This window comes from Microbacterium sp. AB (genome assembly GCF_032878875.1).
Taxonomy (GTDB): Bacteria; Actinomycetota; Actinomycetes; order Actinomycetales; family Microbacteriaceae; genus Microbacterium; species Microbacterium betulae.
Genome location: NZ_CP118157.1, coordinates 104,467 through 122,566 on the forward strand (window position 1 = coordinate 104,467; position 18,100 = coordinate 122,566).

The following is an 18,100-nucleotide window of genomic DNA, read 5'->3' on the forward strand; positions in this document are numbered from 1 at the left end:
AAGGCTCATCCACCCCCGCGAGAATCCACCCGCGCCGCGAGAATCCCGCTGACGACCGCATTCTCGCGGGCGGCGTGGATTCTCGTGAACGCCGGCCGGCTGCCCACCGGGTCCTCGTCCGTCCACAGCGTCGTCGGGAGCTCCCGGCGCAGCACGGGCGCGACCTCGGTCGCGAAGCGCTCCAGGATCTCGAGCTGACGCTCGAACGGCACGGTCGTGGGGAGGCCGACCGACTGCAGCGAGTGGCCGAGCCTGTCGTGGAAGCGGGCGATCTTGTCGATCACCTGCTGCGGCGTGCCCACGAGCGCCGGGCCCTCGGCGACGGCATGGCGGATGTCACGGAACGGGGTGTTGTTCCCGGGCACGTTCGTCGCGGCGACGAGGGCGTCGTACGTGGGCCCGAAGTCGCGGATGGCCTCCTCCTCCGTGTCGGCGATGAAGAGCGACCCGGCGCCGGCGGCGACGTAGTCCAGGCCCGCCGGGTGGCCGTGCCGCGCGTACTCGGCGCGATAGTGGTCGACGAGCACCCCGTAGTTCTCCAGCGGCTGGATGGCGTTGGCGCTGAACAGCGGGTCGCCGTGTCGTGCCGCGAGCGCGGCCGATGCGAGCGTCGTCGCGGAGCCGTGCCAGACGCGCGGCACACCGGCGTAGGGGCGCGGCCGGGTCGTCACGCCGACGAGCTCGCGCGTGAACGCACCGCCCGGCCACGAGAGATCCTCCTCGGCCCACAGCGCGCGCAGGAGCGCGTACTTCTCCGCCAGCAGATCCCACTGGTCGTCGATGTCCAGTCCGAACAGCGGGTACTGGGCCACCTCGTTGCCCTTGCCGATCGTGAGCTCGAGGCGTCCGCCCGAGAGCTGGTCGATCGTCGCGTAGTCCTCCGCCGCTCGGACCGGGTCGAGGAGCGACAGCACCGTGACGCCCGTGTTGAGGCGGATGGACGAGGTCCGCGCGGCCACGGCGCCGAGGATGACCGAGGGCGAGGACGAGAGGAACGGCCCCGCGTGACGCTCGCCGATCGCGACGGCGTCGAAGCCGAGCTCCTCGGCGCGGACGGCCTGGCGGATGGTCTGCTCGAGGCGTTCCGACGGCGAGACCTGCCTCCCCGTGATCGGATCGGGGCGGTAGGGGACGATGTCGAGGAGCTGGAACCTCATGCCGGCGCCGCCGGGGCGTCCGCCGCGTGCACGCGGCCGAGCGGCGTCTTCTCCCCCGCCTCGATGCCCACGGGGAGGCGGTTGCCCGCCGGCGGCAGCGGACACGTCGCGAAGTCGGTGTAGGCGCAGGGGAGGTTGACCGCACGGTTGAAGTCGACGACCGTCGCGCCCGTCTCGTCGGGCGCCGGCACGCTGAGCGAGCGGTTCGCCGCATAGGTCGTCAGGCCGCTCGTCGCGTCCGTGAACAGCACGCTGAGCGATCCGGGCGTCTTGCCCGGGAACGCCACGAGCGTGAACGTCTCGCCGTGCAGCTCGAACTCGAGGCGACCGGGCGCCTCGTACACGTGCTGCAGCCCGTCGACGGCCGAGCCGACCTCCGTGCGCTGCGGCTCGTCGAACGGGATGTACCGTGCCGCGACCCGCCAGCGGGGGTTGGGGACGTAGGTCGGCGTGCCGGGGTAGTCGGCGAGGAACGGATGGTCCGAGCGGCGTGGTCGGACGATGTCGTGCCCGCCCCGGCGCGCGACCTCGATCGCGCCCGCGACGTCGCCGTCCGCGAACCGCAGGGTGAGGCCCCCGCGCTCCGCGAGCGGGCCGAGGGCACGGCGGCCGCGGATCGTCTCGCCGTCGAGCAGCAGCTCCTCGCCGTCGTCGAGCTCGACGACCGGGCCCTCGGCGCCCGTCGTCCAGCGCCCCGGTGCGTCCGGGAGGTCGATCGGCGAAGCGGTGAGCCAGTGGAGGCCCGTGATGGCGAGGAACCCGAGCGCGTCGGCGCGGTGCTCCTCGTGGGCGCGGTGCCACTCCTCCCAGTCGCGCCCGTACTGGGCGCGGTCGAGTCCGGCGTTGACGGTGCTCGTGCTCATGTCGTCGTCCCGTCCGATCAGGCGGTCGTGGTCAGCGCGGCGTCGCGCGCGGGGAGGGGGAGCCCGAGGTTGTCACGCAGCGTCGTGCCCTCGTACTCGGTGCGGAGCGATCCGCGCTCCTGCAGCAGCGGCACGACCTCGTCGACGAACTCGTCGATGCCTCCCGGCGTGACGTGGCCGCCGAGGACGACGCCGTCGGCGCCGTCCTGCTGGACGAACGCGTCGAGACGATCGGCGACCTGCGCCGCGGTCCCCACGAAGTCGGAGCGGCCGAAGGTCTCGAACGCGAGCTGGCGGAACGTCAGCCCCCGCTCGTCCGCCAGCTCACGCCATCCGCGCACCGTCTCGAAGCGGTCCTGGTACGTGAACGCCTTGCCCTGGACGATCGGCGCCGCGTCGGGGTCGGGCTGGACGTCCGGGACCGGTCCGTCGAGGTCGTACGACGAGAGGTCGAGGTTCCAGACCTGCTCGAAGCGCACGCGGATGGCCTTCTCGCTCAGCTGCTGCTCGAGAACCCACCGCGCCTTCTCCTGCGCCTCGGCCTCGGTGTCGCCGATGACGTATCCGACGCTCGGCAGGATCTTGAGGTGATCGGGGTTGCGCCCGAACCCCGCCGCCCGCCTCTTGACGTCGGCGTAGAACGCCCGCGCCTCGTCGATGCGGTGATACGGCGAGAAGATGAGGTCGGAGTTCGCGGCCGCGAAGTCGCGGCCCTGGGGCGAGACGCCGGCCTGCACGATGACGGGACGGCCCTGCGGGCTGCGCGGCACGGTGAAGCGCCCCGAGATGTCGAACTGGGAGCCGCTGACCGCGAAGGAGCCCGCCTCGGCGTCGGCGAGGAAACGGCCCGACTCCTTGTCGGCGACGATCGCGTCCTCGGGCCACGAGTCCCACAGGGCGCGCACGGCGTTCACGAACTCGCCCGCGCGCTCGTACCGCTGCTCGCGGGGGAGGAAGCCGCCGCGTCGGAAGTTCGATCCCGTGAAGGCGTCGAAGCTCGTCACGACGTTCCATCCGGCGCGCCCTCCCGACAGATGGTCGAGCGACAGCAGCTGGCGGGCGAGCTCGTACGGCTCGTTGAAGGTCGCATTGATCGTGCCGACGAGCCCGATGTGCTCCGTGACGGCGGCGATCGCGGCGAGGACGGGCAGGGTGTCGGGACGCCCTGCGATGTCGTGGTCGAAGACGCGGCCGGCGCGCTCGCGCAGGGCGAGGCCCTCGGCGAGGAAGAAGTAGTCGAACCGTCCTCGCTCGGCCGTCTGCGCGACCTGTCGGAAGGTCGAGAACGCGATCTGGCTGCCCGCGTCGGGGTGCTCCCAGAGGGTGTGCTCGTTGACGCCGCCGACATAGGCGGCGAGGATGATCTGCTTGCGGGGTGTCGTGCTCATCGGAGGCTCCTGCTCTGTCGTCGTCGGACGGCTCAGACGGCGGCCGCGTAGCGGTTGGGGACGTCGGTGGGGAGGCCGAGCAGACCGCGGAGGGTCTCGGCCTCGTAGGCGTCGTGGAAGATCCCGCGGCGCTGCAGCTCCGGCACGAGGTCGTCCGCGATGCGCGGGAGGTCGTCCGTCGTGACGGCGGGGCGGAGGCGGATGCCGTCGAAGCCGGCGGCGTGGAGGGCCGCGATCTCGTCGGCGATCTGCGCGGCCGATCCGGCGACGACGCGGGCGTCGGACGTGAGCGGCCGGCCGAGGCGGTCGAGGCGCGTGAGGCGGTCGGCGGCGGGCTCGTCGGCCGCGTCGAGGAGGACGACGAGATCGGCGAAGACCTGCAGCGGCAGTCCCTCGCGACCGACGGCGCGCTCGGCGTCGCGGACCTCGGCGAGCACGGCGGCCGCATGGTCGGCGTCGCGTGGCGTCGTGAACACGACGTCGGCCGACGTCGCCGCGAACCGGTAGGGGACGGGCCCGTGCGCGAGGGCCGTGACGACGGGCTGTCCCTGCGGCGGACGCGGGGTGATCGACGGGCCGCGCACGCTGAACCACCGGCCCTCGAAGTCGACGCGGTGGAGCTTGTCGGGGTCGAGGAAGCGGTCGGTGGCGGCGTCGCGGATCTCGGCGTCGTCCTCCCAGCTGTCCCAGAGGCGCCGGGCGGCCTCGACGACGTCGGCTGCCTCGTGGAAGAGCTCCTCGACGGCCGCGGCGGTCGAGTCGTCGATGCGGTCGATGCCGACGTCGCGGCGGCCGAAGTGGCCGGCCTCGTCGCGGCGGACGGAGTTGCGGGCCTGCCATCCGGCGCGGCCCTCGCTGATGTGGTCGAGGGTGGCGATGCCCTTGGAGACGTGGAACGGCTCGGTGTGCGTGACCGTGGCGACCGGGACGAGCCCGATGCGCGAGGTGAGCGGGGCGATCCGCGAGGCGACGAGGACGGCGTCGAGTCGGCCACGGACCTCGTCGGTGCGATCGTCGGCGGCGAACGGGTCGCTCGACTGCAGCGACAGGCTGTCGTCGATGGTGACGAAGTCGACGAGCCCGCGCTCGGCCTGCTGCGCCTGGTCGGCCCAGGAGGCGGCCGTGAACAGCTCGGTCGGACGGGCGGACGGCTCGCGCCAGGCGGCGGGATGCCAGCCGGCGCCGTCGAGGGCGACTCCGAGGCGGATGCGGTGCGTCATGAGGGTGCTCCTGTCCGGCGGCGCGGATGATCGCCGTCGGATCCAGGCTCCCGCCTCTCCGGGCACGGCGGCTCCACCGGGCGTCAAACGCGGACACGCCCGTTCACACGCCGTAATGGGGAGGCCGTCGACGAGGTCATGAGAGCCGCGGCGCGCCGAGAGCGCCTCCGCCGCCGACGACATGATGCCGCCGTCTTCGCGCCTCGGGCTGCATGCGTCATTCGGGTTCGACCACGCCGGCACCCTCTCGCTCCGCCAACCCTCTTTTGAACTTTTCAAGAGTGTGCGAAGGTGGTCGACACGAGCAGAGAAGGGAAGAAGAGGATGACGGACATCACGACCACGAACAGCGGTGCGCCGGTGGCGAGCGACGAGCACTCGCAGAGCGTCGGCACGGACGGCGCCATCTCGCTCACCGACCACTACCTCATCGAGAAGCTCGCGCAGTTCAACCGCGAGCGCGTCCCCGAGCGGGTCGTGCACGCGAAGGGCGGCGGAGCCTTCGGGCGCCTGCGCATCACGAGCGACCTCTCCGCGTACACCCGGGCATCCCTGTTCCAGCCCGGCGAGGAGACGGAGCTGCTCATCCGGTTCTCGTCGGTCGCGGGCGAGCAGGGCAGCCCCGACACCTGGCGGGATCCCCGCGGGTTCGCGATCAAGTTCTACACGAAGGAGGGGAACTACGACCTCGTCGGCAACAACACTCCCGTCTTCTTCGTGCGGGACGGCATCAAGTTCCCCGACTTCATCCGCTCGCAGAAGCGCCTCCCCGGGAGCCACCTGCGCGACAACACGATGCAGTGGGACTTCTGGACCCTCTCGCCCGAGAGCGCCCATCAGGTGACGTGGCTCATGGGCGACAGGGGGCTCCCGGCGTCCTGGCGCCACATGAACGGCTACGGGTCGCACACCTACCAGTGGATCAACGCCGAGGGCGAGCGGTTCTGGGTCAAGTACCACTTTCACACCGACCAGGGCCACAGGACGCTCACGCAGGACGAGGCCGACGAGATCGCCGGGCAGGACGCCGACTTCCACATCCGCGACCTCTACGCGGCCATCGAGCGGGGCGACCACCCCACCTGGACGCTCAAGGTGCAGATCATGCCCTACGAGGACGCCAAGACGTACCGGTTCAATCCCTTCGACCTCACGAAGGTGTGGCCCCACGCGGACTACCCGGAGATCGAGCTGGCGAGGATGACGCTCGACCGCAATCCGTCGAACTACTTCGCCGAGATCGAGCAGGCCGCGTTCGAGCCCTCCAACTTCGTGCCGGGGATCGACGCGAGCCCCGACAAGATGCTGCAGGCGCGCATCTTCAGCTACGCCGACGCCCACCGGTACCGGATCGGCACGAACTACCAGCAGCTCCCGGTCAACCATCCGAAGGCCCCCGTGAACTCCTACGCGAAGGAGGGCGCGATGCGGTTCGCCTACAACCCGCCGGAGGAGCCGGTGTACGCCCCGAACTCCGCGGGCGGACCGCGGGGCGACGCGGCGGCCGCGGGCGACGGCGGATGGCACAGTGACGGCGAGCTCGTGCGCACGGCGGCGACGCTGCATGCGGAGGACGACGACTTCGGGCAGGCCGGGACCCTCGTCCGCGACGTCATGTCGCCTGAGGAGCGCGACCGCCTCGTCGAGACGCTGACGGGGCACGTGGGCGGGGTCACCCGCCCGGACGTCCGCGCACGCGCCATCGACTACTGGAAGCGGGTCGACCTCGGGATCGGCTCCCGGCTGGAGGCGGCGCTCCCGCCGATCGAGGAGCCGACGGCTCCCGGCGAGCAGCTCAGCGAGCCCAATCCCGACGGGCCCCGTGTCGGGACGGACGTCGCCGGTCGCATCTGACGCGTGACGCGGGAGGGGGCGGACCGTGTCCGCCCCCTCCCTCCGTTCACAGGACCTTCGAGAGGAAGTCGCGCAAGCGCTCGTTCTTCGGGGCGCCGAAGAGGTCGGCCGGTGCGGCCTCCTCCACCACGACGCCGCCGTCCATGAAGACCGTGCGGTTCGACACCTCGCGGGCGAAGCCCATCTCGTGCGTCACGAGCACCATGGTCATCCCGCCCGCCGCGAGGTCGCGGATGACCTGGAGCACCTCCCCGACCATCTCGGGGTCGAGGGCGCTCGTCGCCTCGTCGAAGAGCATGACCTCGGGGTCCATCGCGAGCGCCCGGGCGATAGCCACGCGCTGCTTCTGTCCGCCCGAGAGCGACGCCGGCCGGGCGTCGGCCTTCTCCTCGAGCCCGACACGCCGCAGCAGCGCCAGGGCGCGCTCGCGGGCCTGGGCCCTCGTCATCCGCCCCAGCTCGACGGGCGCGAGGGCGATGTTCTCGACCACGGTCATGTGCGGGAACAGGTTGAAGTGCTGGAAGACCATCCCGATCCGCTGACGCACCTCGTCGAGCTTCACGCTCTTGTCCGTCAGATCGACGCCGTCGACGATGACGTGCCCCGACGTGGGCTCCTCGAGCTTGTTGAGGCAGCGCAGCAGCGTGGACTTTCCCGAGCCCGACGGGCCGATGACCGCGACGACCTCCCCCTCGCCGACCCGGAGGTCGATGCCCTTGAGGACCTCGTTGTCGCCGAACGACTTGTGCAGGTCCTGCACGACGATCTTGCTCATGCGGGGGACTTCCTCTCGAGACGGTTGGCGAGGACCGTCAGCAGCGTGATGACGACGAAGTAGATCAGTGCGACGACGGTCAGCACCTGCGCCGAGAGGTACGTCGACGCGATGATCTGGCGGGACTGGAACGTCAGCTCGGCGAGGCCGATGGCGCTCAGGAGCGACGTGTCCTTGAGGGTGATGATGCCCTGGTTCACGAACGAGGGGATCATGATCCGGAACGCCTGCGGGAGGACGACCTTCCGCATCGTCTTCCAATGCCCCAGACCGAGGGAGCGCGACGCCTCGGTCTGGCCGGGATCGACGGCCTGGATGCCGCCGCGGATGATCTCGGTCATGTACGCGCCCGTGTTGAGGGAGAGCGTGATCGCGCCCGCCACGAACGGGTTGAACTGGAGGCCGGGGACGAGCTGCGGCACGGCGAAGAACACGAAGAACGCCTGCACGAGGATGGGGGTTCCGCGGAACACGTAGACGTACGCGGTGGCGATCCAGCGGTACGGGAGGAAGCGCGAGATCCGCCCGAACCCGAAGACGACGCCGAGGACGAACGCGGCGACGATCGCGATGAGCGTCGCGAGGATCGTGAGCCACAGGCCGTTCATGAGGGCCGGCCAGTACTGCACCGCGACGGAGACGATGTCGGTCGGCTGGGCGGAGGCGCTTCCGCCGCCCACGTAGGCGTCGACGATCTCGTCGTACTCGCCCGACGCCTGCAGGTTCGCCAGGCCCGCGTCGAACATCTCGATCAGCTCGGCGTTCTGGCCCTTGTTGACGGCGAGGCCGTACTCGCCGCCGAGCTCGGGCTCGCCGACGAGCCGGAAGCCCGACCCCTGCTGGATGCCGTAGGCGAGCACGGGGTAGTCCTCGAAGTATCCGACGGCCTGACCGGCCTTCACGGCGTCGACCATGTCGGTCGTGTCCTGGTACGGGCTCACGCGGAAGCCGTACTCGTCCCTGATCTCGTTCGCGAACGTCTGGCCCTGCGTGCCGGTCTTCACGGCGACCGTCTGACCGTCGAGGTCGTCGTACGACTCGATGCCGCTCGACTCGAGGACCCCGAGCTGGATGCCTCCGGTGAAGTACGGGTCGCCGAAGTCGAATGTCTCCTCGCGCTCGGGCGTGATCGACATGCCCGCCATGACCGCGTCGACCTGGTTCGACTGCAGCGCCTGCACCGCGGCGTCGAAGCCGAGCTGGCGGATGTCGACCTGGAAGCCCTGATCCTCGGCGATGGCGCGCAGAAGGTCCATGTCGATGCCGACGAGCTCGCCGTCGCTGTTCGTGAACTCGAACGGCGCGTACGTGGTGTCGGTGCCGATGACATACGTCTCGCCGTCGCCGGCTGCGGACGCGGCGGAGGCTCCGCCGATGAGAGCGGCGGCGGCCAGGGCGGACGCGAGCAGCACCGCCCCCGCGCGTCGGCCTGCCGTGCGCAGCCGGGCGGCGGCGCGGAAGGTCGTCTGGGTCACGATGCTGTGCTCCTCGTGGTGGGACGTGCGCGACCGTGTGGCCGGCGCGACCATCCACCTTAGTCAACGGGGCGGGCCGGACCCGTGCGCGCCCCCTCTCGGAGCCCGTCGTGCTCGGAGTCGGTCGTGGCCGCCGACGACGCGGCGGGGGAGCGCCGCGCCGTCGAGATGATCGATCTCGGCGCCCATGGCCTCGAACCTCGTGTCCATCTCGTTCCGCAGCCCGCAGTGCGTGCCGATCCCACCGACGCCGTCAGGAGAGCCGCGGCATCACGGGCTGGCCGCTGCGCACGGACGCGTAGGCCGCCTCGACGACGGCGCTCGTCCGGATGCCGGTGGCGCCGTCGGGATACGCCGCGTCGCCGCCCGTGATCGCGCCCAGGAAAGCGGCGATCATGCGCGCGTCCGCGTTCTCCCCGAACGGCATCCACAGCTGCTCTCCCCGGGCGGACGAGAACCCGTCCACGCGCTGCTCGAACGGGGCGATCGACATCGTGCCGGACGAGCCGACCGTGAGCAGCGTGAGACCTCCCCAGACCGGATAGCCGTCCGGGCGCGACCAACTGCAGTCGATGGTGGCGATGACCCCGTCCGGATACCGCAGCGACACCATGCCCTCGGTCTCGACCGCAGTGCCCGGGTGCAGGGCTCTGCCCTCGACCGCGTACACGCTCTCCGGAAGCGCACCTCCCCGCAGCAGATCCATGATGTCCGCGAGGTGGACGACATGGTCGGTCAGGGCCCCGCCGCCCGCGAGCGCCGGATCGGCGAACCACGATCGCGCGGCCGGCAGCTTCCCGTTGTTCGTGCCCGTGAACGAGACGATGTCGCCGAGCGCTCCCGCCTCGACCGACGTGGCGAGGGCGATCGCTTCGGGCGAGTACCGCACCGGGAACGCCACCATCAGCACGACGCCCGCCTCACGGCAGGCGGAGGCCATCGCCGCGGCGTCGGCCGCGGACGTCGCCAGAGGCTTCTCGCACAGCACGTGGACGCCGGCTGCGGCCGCACGCTCGACGTCTTCGCGGTGCCGGACGTTCTCCGAGCACACGATGACGGCGTCGACCTCGGCGAGGAGCTCGTCGTAGCCCTCCCGGTATCCGACGCCGAGGTCGGCGGCGAAGGACGCTCCGCCGACCTCGCCGTCGGGCCTCTCAGCGTGGAACGGATCGCTCGCGACGACCTCGACCCCGGGCGTGGAGCCGAGCGCCGACGCATAGGACATCGCGTGCGTGTGCGCGAGCGACATCAGTCCGATCCTCATGCGGCCTCCTCCCTCGTCACGGTCAGGGCGCGTCCCGTCCGGGCCGATTCCTGCGCGTACCAGGCCAGCTGCACGGCGGACACGCCGTCATCGACGGTCACCGTCGCGTCGGATCCCCTTCGGATCGCGTTCAGGAAGTCGGCCAGCTCTCTCCGGTAGGGGTTCTCCTCCAGGCTGACGGAGGGGAGGAGCCCGCCGCCTGCGCGGGCGCCGGCCGGGACGTCGGCGCGGAAGGACGACTCCGTCGCCGAGTCGTGGGAGGCGAGGCCGGCCGTGCCGACGACCTCGAAGGAGGTCCGGAAGGCGATGCCCTCCGCCCCCCAGTAGCCGGTCACGGTGGTCAGCGCTCCCGTCCGATGGGTCATGACGACGTGCGCGGCGCAGACGCTTCCGGGACCGCGATCGACGTGGCGGGCGAAGACGGTCGCGACCGGTCCCGCCGACCAGAGCGAGAAGTCCAGGTCGTGGATCATCTGATCGAGGATGATGCCGCCGGAGAGTCCCTCGTCCGCGAACCAGGACGACTTCGGTCTCGCCCCGCCGCGCACGAAGCGCTGCACCGCCACGCGGCCGATCTCGCCGCGCTCGACAGCCGTCCGAGCCGTCCGGTACGCGCCGAAGTAGCGCACGACGTGAGCGGGGTGCAGTGCGACGCCGGCCCGCCTGCACGCGTCCCGCATCTCGATCGCCTCCGCCGGGGTGAGTCCGAGCGGCTTCTCGCAGATGATGTCCTTGCCTGCGGCGGCGCACTCCAGCACGAGGCCCCGGTGCGTGAAGGTGGGCGTGCAGACGTCGACGATGTCGCAGCGATCGAGCAGCTCGGCCTTCGTCGCGCGCTCCCCGCCGCCGCAGTCGGCGATGAGCGCGTCCTCCCGGCCGTCCTCGGAGAAGACGAGAACCCTCAGGCCGAGCGAGAGCAGCGCAGGCAGGTGTGCGCGAGCGATGCCGCCCGCTCCGAGCAGGCCCATGATCGGCGCTTCATCGCTCCCCATCGAGGGCCTCCTGTGCCGCATCGGCCGCGTTCTCGAGCGCCTGCTGAGGGGTCTGCTGCCCGAGCATCGCCTTCTCGATCTCGGCGCTCAGCGCACCGCTGACCTCGCCGTACGAGAGGATCGACGGTCGAGACGACGCGTACTCCAATTCATCCAGGAAGACCTGCAGCCGCTCGTCGGCGGCCACGGCCTCCTGGGTCGCCTCGGCTTCCGTGGCGGCTGCGGTCGTCGGCAGGTAGCCGCTTCCCGCCGCCCATCGCGACTGGACGTCCGGCGAGGTCCACCACTCGAGGAACTCCCACGCGCCCTGCTCGAGCGCGTCGGTGCTCTCGAGGATGTAGGACACGTTCACGCCGGTGTTCATGGCCGGCTCGTCGACGACGGGGAAGGCCGTCACGCCCACCGTCTCGGTGCCGAGCGCCTCGTCGAGCAGCGAGAGGTTGTATGCGCCCGTGACGATCATCGCCACGCTCTGCGACGTGAAGGCCGACATCGCCTGTCCGTCGGCATCGGACGCGAGGTTCGTCGGGTACGCGTATCCGTCGGCGACGAGGTCCGTCCAGATGCTCAGCGCCTCGACGCCCTCGTCGCTGTCGAACGCGACCTCCGTGTTGTCCTCGGAGAGGAACTCGCCTCCCGCGCTCCACAGCATCGACTGCCAGGTGAAGACGGGCCACTCGTCGTTGCTCATCGGGAGGTAGATGCCGTATCGGCCGGAGCCGGGATCCGTCAGCGCTGCGGCCGCCTCCCGCACCTCGTCCCACGTCGTGGGCGGCTCCAGGCCGGCCTCGGCGAACATCTCGCGGTTGTAGATGAGCGCGTAGTCGCCGCCGTCTGTGGGCAGCGAGTACGTCACGTCGTCGAAGACCCCCGCGCTGAGCATGCCCGGATAGAAGTCGTCCGCCGCCGTCGTCTCCGAGTCCGCCAGGTGGTCGTCGAGCGCGACGATCTCGTCCGTCGCGATGATCTGACCCAGCTGCGACGGGTTCCCGTCCCCGACGAAGAGGTTCGGCGCCTCGCCGCTGCGGATGCCGCTCACGATCTGAGTCGTCGTCTCGCCGGTGATGTACTGCACGTTCCCCACGGGTACATCGGGATCGGTCGCGTTGTACTCGTCCACGAGCTCTTGGAACAGGGTCTCGGTGCCGGCGGAGTAGCCGTGCCACAGGAGCAGCTCGCCGCCGTTCGTGTCGCCGGATGTCGAACAGCCGGCGACCGCGGCGGTGAGCGCTGCCGTCGCGATGCCGAGGATGGACCGGGACAGGAGCTTCTTGTTCACGGGCGGGTCCTTTCGGGATGATGTGTCGTGGTGCATGGCAGAAGGGCGGCGGCTCGCGATCGACGTCAACGGAGGCCGCCGGAGATCGCGGTGATGATGCGCTTGTGGAAGAGGAGGAAGACGACGAGGACGGGAACGACGGCGAGGGTCGAGCCGGCCATCAGGAGCGAGAAGTCGGTGCCACCCTGGGCCGCTTGAAGCTGGGTCAGCCCGAGCTGCACGGTGAACATGTCGGTTCTGTTCACGACGAGGTACTGGAAGAAGAAGTTGTTCCAGTTGTAGACGAACGAGAGGATCGCGAAGGAGCCGATCATCGGCGTCGCCACCGGGATCGCGACCGACCGCAGCCGGCGGAGGACCGAGGCCCCGTCGATGCGCGCTGCGTCCTCGATCTCTCCGGGGAACCCGTCGAAGAAGGACCGGAAGAGGTAGATGCCCAGCGCGGACGGGATGTTCGGCACGATCAGTCCCTGGTAGGTGTTCATCCATCCCAGCGTCGCGATGACGTCGACGAGCGGCGTGAAGACGATCTCGAACGGCACCATCAGCGCGCACAGGAGGACGACGAAGAGGACGTTCTTCCCGCGGAACGTGAGCCGCGAGAACGCGTATCCCGCGGCGAGGCTCGTGACGACCTGTCCGGTCGCGGCGACCGCGGCCACGACGAGGCTGTTGAGGTAGTACCTCCCGAAAGGAACCGCCTCGAACAGCTGGACGTAGTTGTCGAATCTCCACTGCTCGGGCAGGAAGGCGGGTGGGAAGCTGATCGCCTCGGCGGTGGACTTGAAGCTCGTGAGCACCATCCAAGCGAACGGCCCGGCGAACACGACGGCCGCGACCAGCAGGACGACGTGGCGCGCCGAGGAGGCGAGGAGGACGCGCGCCGGGCGGCGCGCGAGGCGGATGGATGTCATGACGTCCTCACTGAAGCTCGATCGGATCGCGGCGCGACTGGAGGCGGAGCTGGACCGAGGCGAAGACGACGCCGATCACGAGGAGCACCACGGCTCCGGCGGTGGCGACGCCCCCGTTGAAGTCGTTGAAGCCCTGGTCGTAGATCCAGTACAGCGCCGTGCTGCTCGACCCTGTCGGGCCCCCGCGCGTCAGGACGTAGACCTGCGTGAAGACCTGCAGCGCGCCGATGGTCCCCGTGACGGCGAGGAAGCCCGTGGTCGGGCGCACGAGCGGCAGGGAGATCGAGAGGAACCGGCGAACGGGGCCGGCCCCGTCGAGCGTGGCCGCCTCGTGATAGCTCTCGGGGATGTTCGCCAGCGCAGCCGAGTAGATGATCATCGTGTACCCGACGAGCTGCCAGACGGAGAAGACGAGAACCACGACGAACGCCCACGGCTCGACGCTGAGGAACGCGACCGGCGGCACGCCCCACGAGGCGAGGAACGCGTTGACGAGACCGCCCAGGGGCGACAGCAGGTAGGTGAAGACGAGCGCGCTGCCGACCATCGGCGCGATGTAGGGCAGGAACACGAGGGTGCGATAGACCGTGCGCCCCCGGAAGGGCGTGCTCAGCATGGCCGCCAGGCAGAGGCCGACCGCCATCGAGACGGGGACCACCACGACGACGTAGAGGCCCGTGTTGCCGAGGGACCTCAGGAAGTCGCCGTCCTGGGCGAGACGTGCGAAGTTGGCGAGGCCGACGAACGCCGTGTCGCCCGTGCCGCTCGAGTTCCAGTCGGTGAAGCTGTAGACGATCGTCAGCAGCAGCGGATACAGGTAGAACGCCGCCAGCAGGATCGCGCTGGGCGCGACCAGCGCGTATCCGGCGCGTCCCTCTCGTCGCTCGAAGACCGACGCCCCGCCCTGTCCACCACGTGTCATGCGAACCTCCTCGCCTCGAAGCTAGGACTTTCGCGATCTTTTGGTGTTTCTAGAACGTTAAGCTTCTATTATCGAAAAAAGTGGGCGTCTCGTCGAGCCGTAGGATCGGTCCCGGGAGGTGTGGATGCCACGACGTATGGATCCGCGGACGAGCCCGGGAGCGGTGTTCGAGCTCATCCACACCGGGCGCGCCGACAGCCGTGCGGCGGTCACGCGCATCCTCGGGGTCGCTCCTTCGACCGTGTCCGCACGGGTGAACCATCTGATCGAGCGCGGTCTCGTCGTCGAACAGGGCGTGGTGGAGTCCACAGGGGGGAGGCAGGCGCGGCTCCTCGAGATCCGCGCGGACGCGGGCTATGTCGCCTGCCTCCAGCTGGGGGCGACGCACGCGACGCTCTGGATCTCCGACCTGCGTGGCACGCGTCGGTCGGAGAGCTCGCCGACCCTCGATCTGGGCGCGGGAGCCGCGGAGTTCGTGAAGAGCATCTGGAGAGCGATCGTGGACGCCAGCCGCGCCCTCGGGTTCGATCCGGCGGCGCTCCGCGGGATCCTGCTCGGGTTCCCGGCCCCCGTCGATCAACGGCGAGGCGTCATCGGCGCGCCGTCGCTCGTCCCGAGCCTGCAGGGGGTCGACATCGCGGAGTTCTTCCGTGCTCACACGTCGGCGTGGGTGCTCGTCGAGAACGACGCGAATCTGCTCGCCGTCGGCGAGACCGCCCTCCAGCCGGAGATCGGCTCGAACGTCCTGGCGATCAAGCTCGGGAGACGGATCGGAGCGGGGCTGATCCTCGACGGCGAGCTGTTCCGCGGCGACACCGGCGCGGCCGGCGAGATCGGCCATCAGCGAGTGGCGGGGACGTCGGCGGTGGGGTGCACGTGCGGCGTGGAGTCCTGCCTCGAATCGGTCGCGAGCGGCGGAGCGATCATCGCGCGCCTGCGCTCGATGGGGTACGACGTGACGACCACCTCCGACGTGGTGCGCATCTCGCAGACGCATGACAGCACCGTCGCCGGGATCCTTCGCGAGGGGGGCGAGCGCATCGGCGAGGTGCTCGCCGGGATGGCGAACATGCTCAACCCCTCGGCGATCGTCTTCGGCGGCGTCCTCGCCTCGTGCGAGAACCTCATCGCCGCGGTGCGGGCGACGGTCTTCGCTCTCGCCCTCCCGGTCGTGTCGAGCAGGCTGACCGTCACGGTGGGACGCGGAGCGGCGGACGCCGAGGGACGGGGCGCGACGACGCTGATCCTGCGCCGGGTGCTCTCCCGAGAGGTCATCGATCGCGAGCTGGCCGGCGGCTGACCGGAGACGGGGCCGGTTCGCGTCTCGCGGGAGCGGTCCCTTCCGCGGGAACCGGATGTGCGCAACCCCTTCCCGGTCCGAGCCGCGATCGTTACGGTGGGGCCTCTCTCGTTCGAAGGAGGCCCATGAGCCAGACCTGGCTGCACTTCTCCGTCGTGCTCGCCGCGAGCATCGTCGCCGCTCTCTCGCTCACCGTCGTGGTGACCATCGTGATCCGGCTCATCGCTCGGCGTCGCACCTGGCCGAAGGCGCTCATGACGCGCGCGAGGGCGTCGTTCCGTGCCACCGTCCTCGTCGTGGCGCTGTGGATCGCCCTCTCGACGGCCCTCCCCGCCGACCTCGAGCTCGGCGGGCTCGTCGACCAGGTGATGACCATCCTCGTCGTCGCGACGACGGCCTGGCTCCTCGCCGCGCTCGTGCTGTTCGCGAGCGACGTGGCGCTCGGGCGGTATCGGATCGACGTCCCCGACAACCGTGTGGCGCGACGTCTCCGCACCCAGACGCTCATCGTGCGACGCCTGGCGATCGTCGTCATCGTCGTGGTGGCGATCGGCACGGTGCTGCTGACCTTCCCGGCGGTGCGGGCCGTGGGGGCGAGCCTCCTCGCCTCGGCCGGCATCGCGTCGATCGTCGCGGGCCTGGCAGCCCAGTCGGTGCTCGCCAACATCTTCGCGGGCGTGCAACTCGTGTTCAGCGACGCGCTCCGGGTCGACGACGTCGTCGTCGTCGAGGGCGAGTGGGGCACGGTGGGGGAGATCACGCTCAGCTACGTCGTCCTGGACCTCTGGGACGACCGGCGGCTCGTCCTGCCGTGCACGTACTTCACGACCAATCCGTTCCAGAACTGGACGCGGCAGGGCTCCGAGCTGCTGGGGTCCGTCGAGCTCGATCTCGACTGGCGCGTCTCACCGGGCCGGATGCGGGATCATCTCGACCACGTGCTCGCCCGGACGAGCCTGTGGGACGGCCGCGCCGGTGTGCTGCAGGTGACCGAGGCGACGGGCGGGCTCGTGCGCGTGCGCGCCCTCGTCACCGCGAAGGACGCGCCGACGCTCTTCGACCTGCGCTGCGTCGTGCGGGAGGAGATGGTCGCGTGGGTCCAGCGGACCACGCCGGCGGCGCTTCCCGTGCAGCGCGTGCTCATCACCGAGCCGGACGAGACGGCGCTCGACGAGCCCGTGCGGGCCGAGGAAGGGGGCCTGTTCACCGGAAGCGCGGAGGCGGAGGCGCGCGCGAGCACCTTCACCCAGGCCATCCCCATCGTGGCGGAGGAGGAGGCGTCGGCGGAACGAGACCGTTGAGTCAGCGCGCCAGCCGCACGCCGTGGTCGGTGCCGAGGAACTCCCGGACGACGTGGTCGAGGGCGTTCACCGTGAGGTCGATCGAGTCGAGGTCGACGCGCTCGTTGTGACCGTGGAAGAGCGTGCGGAAGGTGCCGTAGTCCCATCGGTCGCTCAGGACGCCGAACCCGTACGACGGGATGCCGCGCAGGCGGTAGAAGCGGCCGTCCGTGCCGCCGGCCCCGAGCATGGGCAGGAGGTCGGCCTGCGGGCGGGCGCGGCGCACGGCCTTCCGCAGCACGTCGAAGAGCGGGGTGTCGGTGGACGACACCGTCGACTCGACGAACTGATCTCCCTCGATCCGGATGTGATCGAGAAGGTCGCCGAGCGCCTCGCGGATGTACCCGTCCACCTCGTCGCCGTCGACGCCCGGCAGCACCCTGATGTCGAGGCGGACGGTCGCCTCACCGGGGATGACGTTCAGCTTCTCTCCGGCCTGGATGACGTTGGCGGAGATCGTCGTGTGGGTCGACGCGTGGGCGAAGCCCTGCAGCGCGCCCGTCGCCGGGAGCGCCTCGTAGAGCCGCTCCGGATCCTGCAGCGCGGCCGTCGTCGGGCCGAGGTCGAGCGCGTCCGCGTAGGCCCGCCACTGCGGGGTGATGACCGTCGGCGTGCGGAAGCGCGCGATGCGCGAGACCGCCTCCGCGGCGATGACGGCGGCGCTCTGCGCGCCCCAGGGCGCCGAGCCGTGGCCGGGGACGCCCGTGACCCGCAGCGTGCGCGGCGCCTGGCCCTTCTCCCCGACCATGACGCCGACCGACGGGAGGCTGCCGGTGGGCGCGCCCCCCGACTCGGTGAGCACGTAGTCGGCGTCGATGAGGTCGACGAGGTGCTCCGTCAGCCATCCGGCGCCGTAGTGGCCGCCGTTCTCCTCGTCTGCGACGGCCGCGAAGACGAGGTCGCCGCGCGGGCGGAAGCCGCTGCGCGCGATCTCGCGCGTGACCACGGCGTAGGCCGCCGTGAGGTCGAGCATGTCGATGGCGCCGCGGCCCCACAGCACGCCGTCGACGATCTCGCCGCCGAACGGGTCGCGCTCCCACCCCGCCGGCTCCACGGGCACGACGTCGGTGTGCCCGAGCAGCACGAGGGACGGCGCGTGCGGATCGGTGCCGGCGATGCGGATGACCAGGTTGCCGCGGCCGGGGTGGGGCTCCACGACCACGCCTTCGAGCCCGGACCCCTCGAAGAAGGCCTGGAGCGTGCGCACCTGCCGGATCTCGTGCCCCGAGTCGGGCGTGCCGTCGTTGACGGCCGCGTTGCGGATGAGCTCCTGCAGCAGCAGCGTCGTCTGCCGGCCCAGGGGCGTCTGACGGTCTGAGGGCGCGCTCATGCCTCCGCCGTCCGCTCGGGTCGCCGG

15 protein-coding genes are annotated in these 18,100 nt (G+C 70.6%); 3 read left to right on the plus strand and 12 right to left on the minus strand.

What is annotated here, in order from left to right; genetic code table 11:
- Positions 1–5: 5 nt before the first annotated feature.
- From N8K70_RS00475 to N8K70_RS00490, 4 genes are read right to left on the minus strand one after another with little or no spacing between them, the layout of a single operon-like run.
- A complete protein-coding gene (locus N8K70_RS00475; RefSeq protein ID WP_317139646.1) occupies positions 6–1,157 on the minus strand; it encodes an LLM class flavin-dependent oxidoreductase in 1,152 nt (383 codons plus the stop codon).
- On the minus strand, positions 1,154–2,020 hold the full coding sequence (locus tag N8K70_RS00480; protein WP_317139647.1) for a DUF1684 domain-containing protein: 867 nt from the start codon (positions 2,018–2,020) through the stop codon (positions 1,154–1,156). The genes N8K70_RS00475 and N8K70_RS00480 overlap by 4 nt, the downstream gene beginning before the upstream one ends.
- A gap of 17 nt (positions 2,021–2,037) precedes the next feature.
- Positions 2,038–3,408: an NtaA/DmoA family FMN-dependent monooxygenase gene (locus N8K70_RS00485; protein ID WP_317139648.1), complete on the minus strand. Its 1,371-nt coding sequence runs from the start codon at positions 3,406–3,408 to the stop codon at positions 2,038–2,040.
- A 32-nt stretch (positions 3,409–3,440) separates the two neighbouring features.
- Positions 3,441–4,628, minus strand: coding sequence for an LLM class flavin-dependent oxidoreductase (locus tag N8K70_RS00490; protein ID WP_317139649.1), 1,188 nt, complete (start codon positions 4,626–4,628; stop codon positions 3,441–3,443).
- A gap of 324 nt (positions 4,629–4,952) precedes the next feature.
- Here N8K70_RS00490 and N8K70_RS00495 point away from each other — a divergent pair, with 324 nt between their 5' ends.
- A complete protein-coding gene (locus tag N8K70_RS00495; protein WP_317139650.1) occupies positions 4,953–6,482 on the plus strand; it encodes a catalase in 1,530 nt (509 codons plus the stop codon).
- 46 nt (positions 6,483–6,528) lie between these two features.
- Here N8K70_RS00495 and N8K70_RS00500 read toward each other — a convergent pair whose 3' ends face one another.
- The 7 genes from N8K70_RS00500 to N8K70_RS00530 form a co-directional block, all read right to left on the minus strand.
- Positions 6,529–7,257: an amino acid ABC transporter ATP-binding protein gene (locus N8K70_RS00500; protein ID WP_317139651.1), complete on the minus strand. Its 729-nt coding sequence runs from the start codon at positions 7,255–7,257 to the stop codon at positions 6,529–6,531.
- Positions 7,254–8,732 carry an amino acid ABC transporter substrate-binding protein/permease gene (locus tag N8K70_RS00505; protein ID WP_317139652.1) on the minus strand — a complete coding sequence of 493 codons (1,479 nt, stop codon included), beginning with the start codon at positions 8,730–8,732 and terminating at the stop codon, positions 7,254–7,256. The genes N8K70_RS00500 and N8K70_RS00505 overlap by 4 nt, the downstream gene beginning before the upstream one ends.
- A 253-nt stretch (positions 8,733–8,985) precedes the next feature.
- Positions 8,986–9,996, minus strand: a complete 1,011-nt coding sequence (locus N8K70_RS00510; protein ID WP_317139653.1) for a Gfo/Idh/MocA family protein — start codon at positions 9,994–9,996, stop codon at positions 8,986–8,988.
- Positions 9,993–10,988, minus strand: a complete 996-nt coding sequence (locus N8K70_RS00515) for a Gfo/Idh/MocA family protein (RefSeq protein WP_317139654.1) — start codon at positions 10,986–10,988, stop codon at positions 9,993–9,995. The genes N8K70_RS00510 and N8K70_RS00515 overlap by 4 nt, the downstream gene beginning before the upstream one ends.
- A complete protein-coding gene (locus tag N8K70_RS00520; protein ID WP_317139655.1) occupies positions 10,975–12,267 on the minus strand; it encodes an ABC transporter substrate-binding protein in 1,293 nt (430 codons plus the stop codon). The genes N8K70_RS00515 and N8K70_RS00520 overlap by 14 nt, the downstream gene beginning before the upstream one ends.
- A 65-nt stretch (positions 12,268–12,332) precedes the next feature.
- The gene (locus N8K70_RS00525) at positions 12,333–13,181 is read right to left on the minus strand and encodes a carbohydrate ABC transporter permease (protein WP_317139656.1); all 849 of its coding nucleotides are present in this window, start codon (positions 13,179–13,181) and stop codon (positions 12,333–12,335) included.
- 7 nt (positions 13,182–13,188) lie between these two features.
- Positions 13,189–14,103, minus strand: coding sequence for a carbohydrate ABC transporter permease (locus N8K70_RS00530; protein WP_317139657.1), 915 nt, complete (start codon positions 14,101–14,103; stop codon positions 13,189–13,191).
- A gap of 124 nt (positions 14,104–14,227) precedes the next feature.
- Between N8K70_RS00530 and N8K70_RS00535 the strand changes: the two genes are divergently transcribed.
- A complete protein-coding gene (locus N8K70_RS00535) occupies positions 14,228–15,403 on the plus strand; it encodes an ROK family transcriptional regulator (RefSeq protein ID WP_317139658.1) in 1,176 nt (391 codons plus the stop codon).
- 125 nt (positions 15,404–15,528) lie between these two features.
- Complete coding sequence (locus N8K70_RS00540; protein ID WP_317139659.1) at positions 15,529–16,704, plus strand: mechanosensitive ion channel family protein; 1,176 nt, start codon at positions 15,529–15,531, stop codon at positions 16,702–16,704.
- Position 16,705: 1 nt separating this feature from the next.
- Here N8K70_RS00540 and N8K70_RS00545 read toward each other — a convergent pair whose 3' ends face one another.
- Entirely contained in the window at positions 16,706–18,073 is a 1,368-nt protein-coding gene (locus N8K70_RS00545) for a M20/M25/M40 family metallo-hydrolase (protein WP_317139660.1), read from the minus strand.
- Positions 18,074–18,100 lie beyond the last annotated feature (27 nt).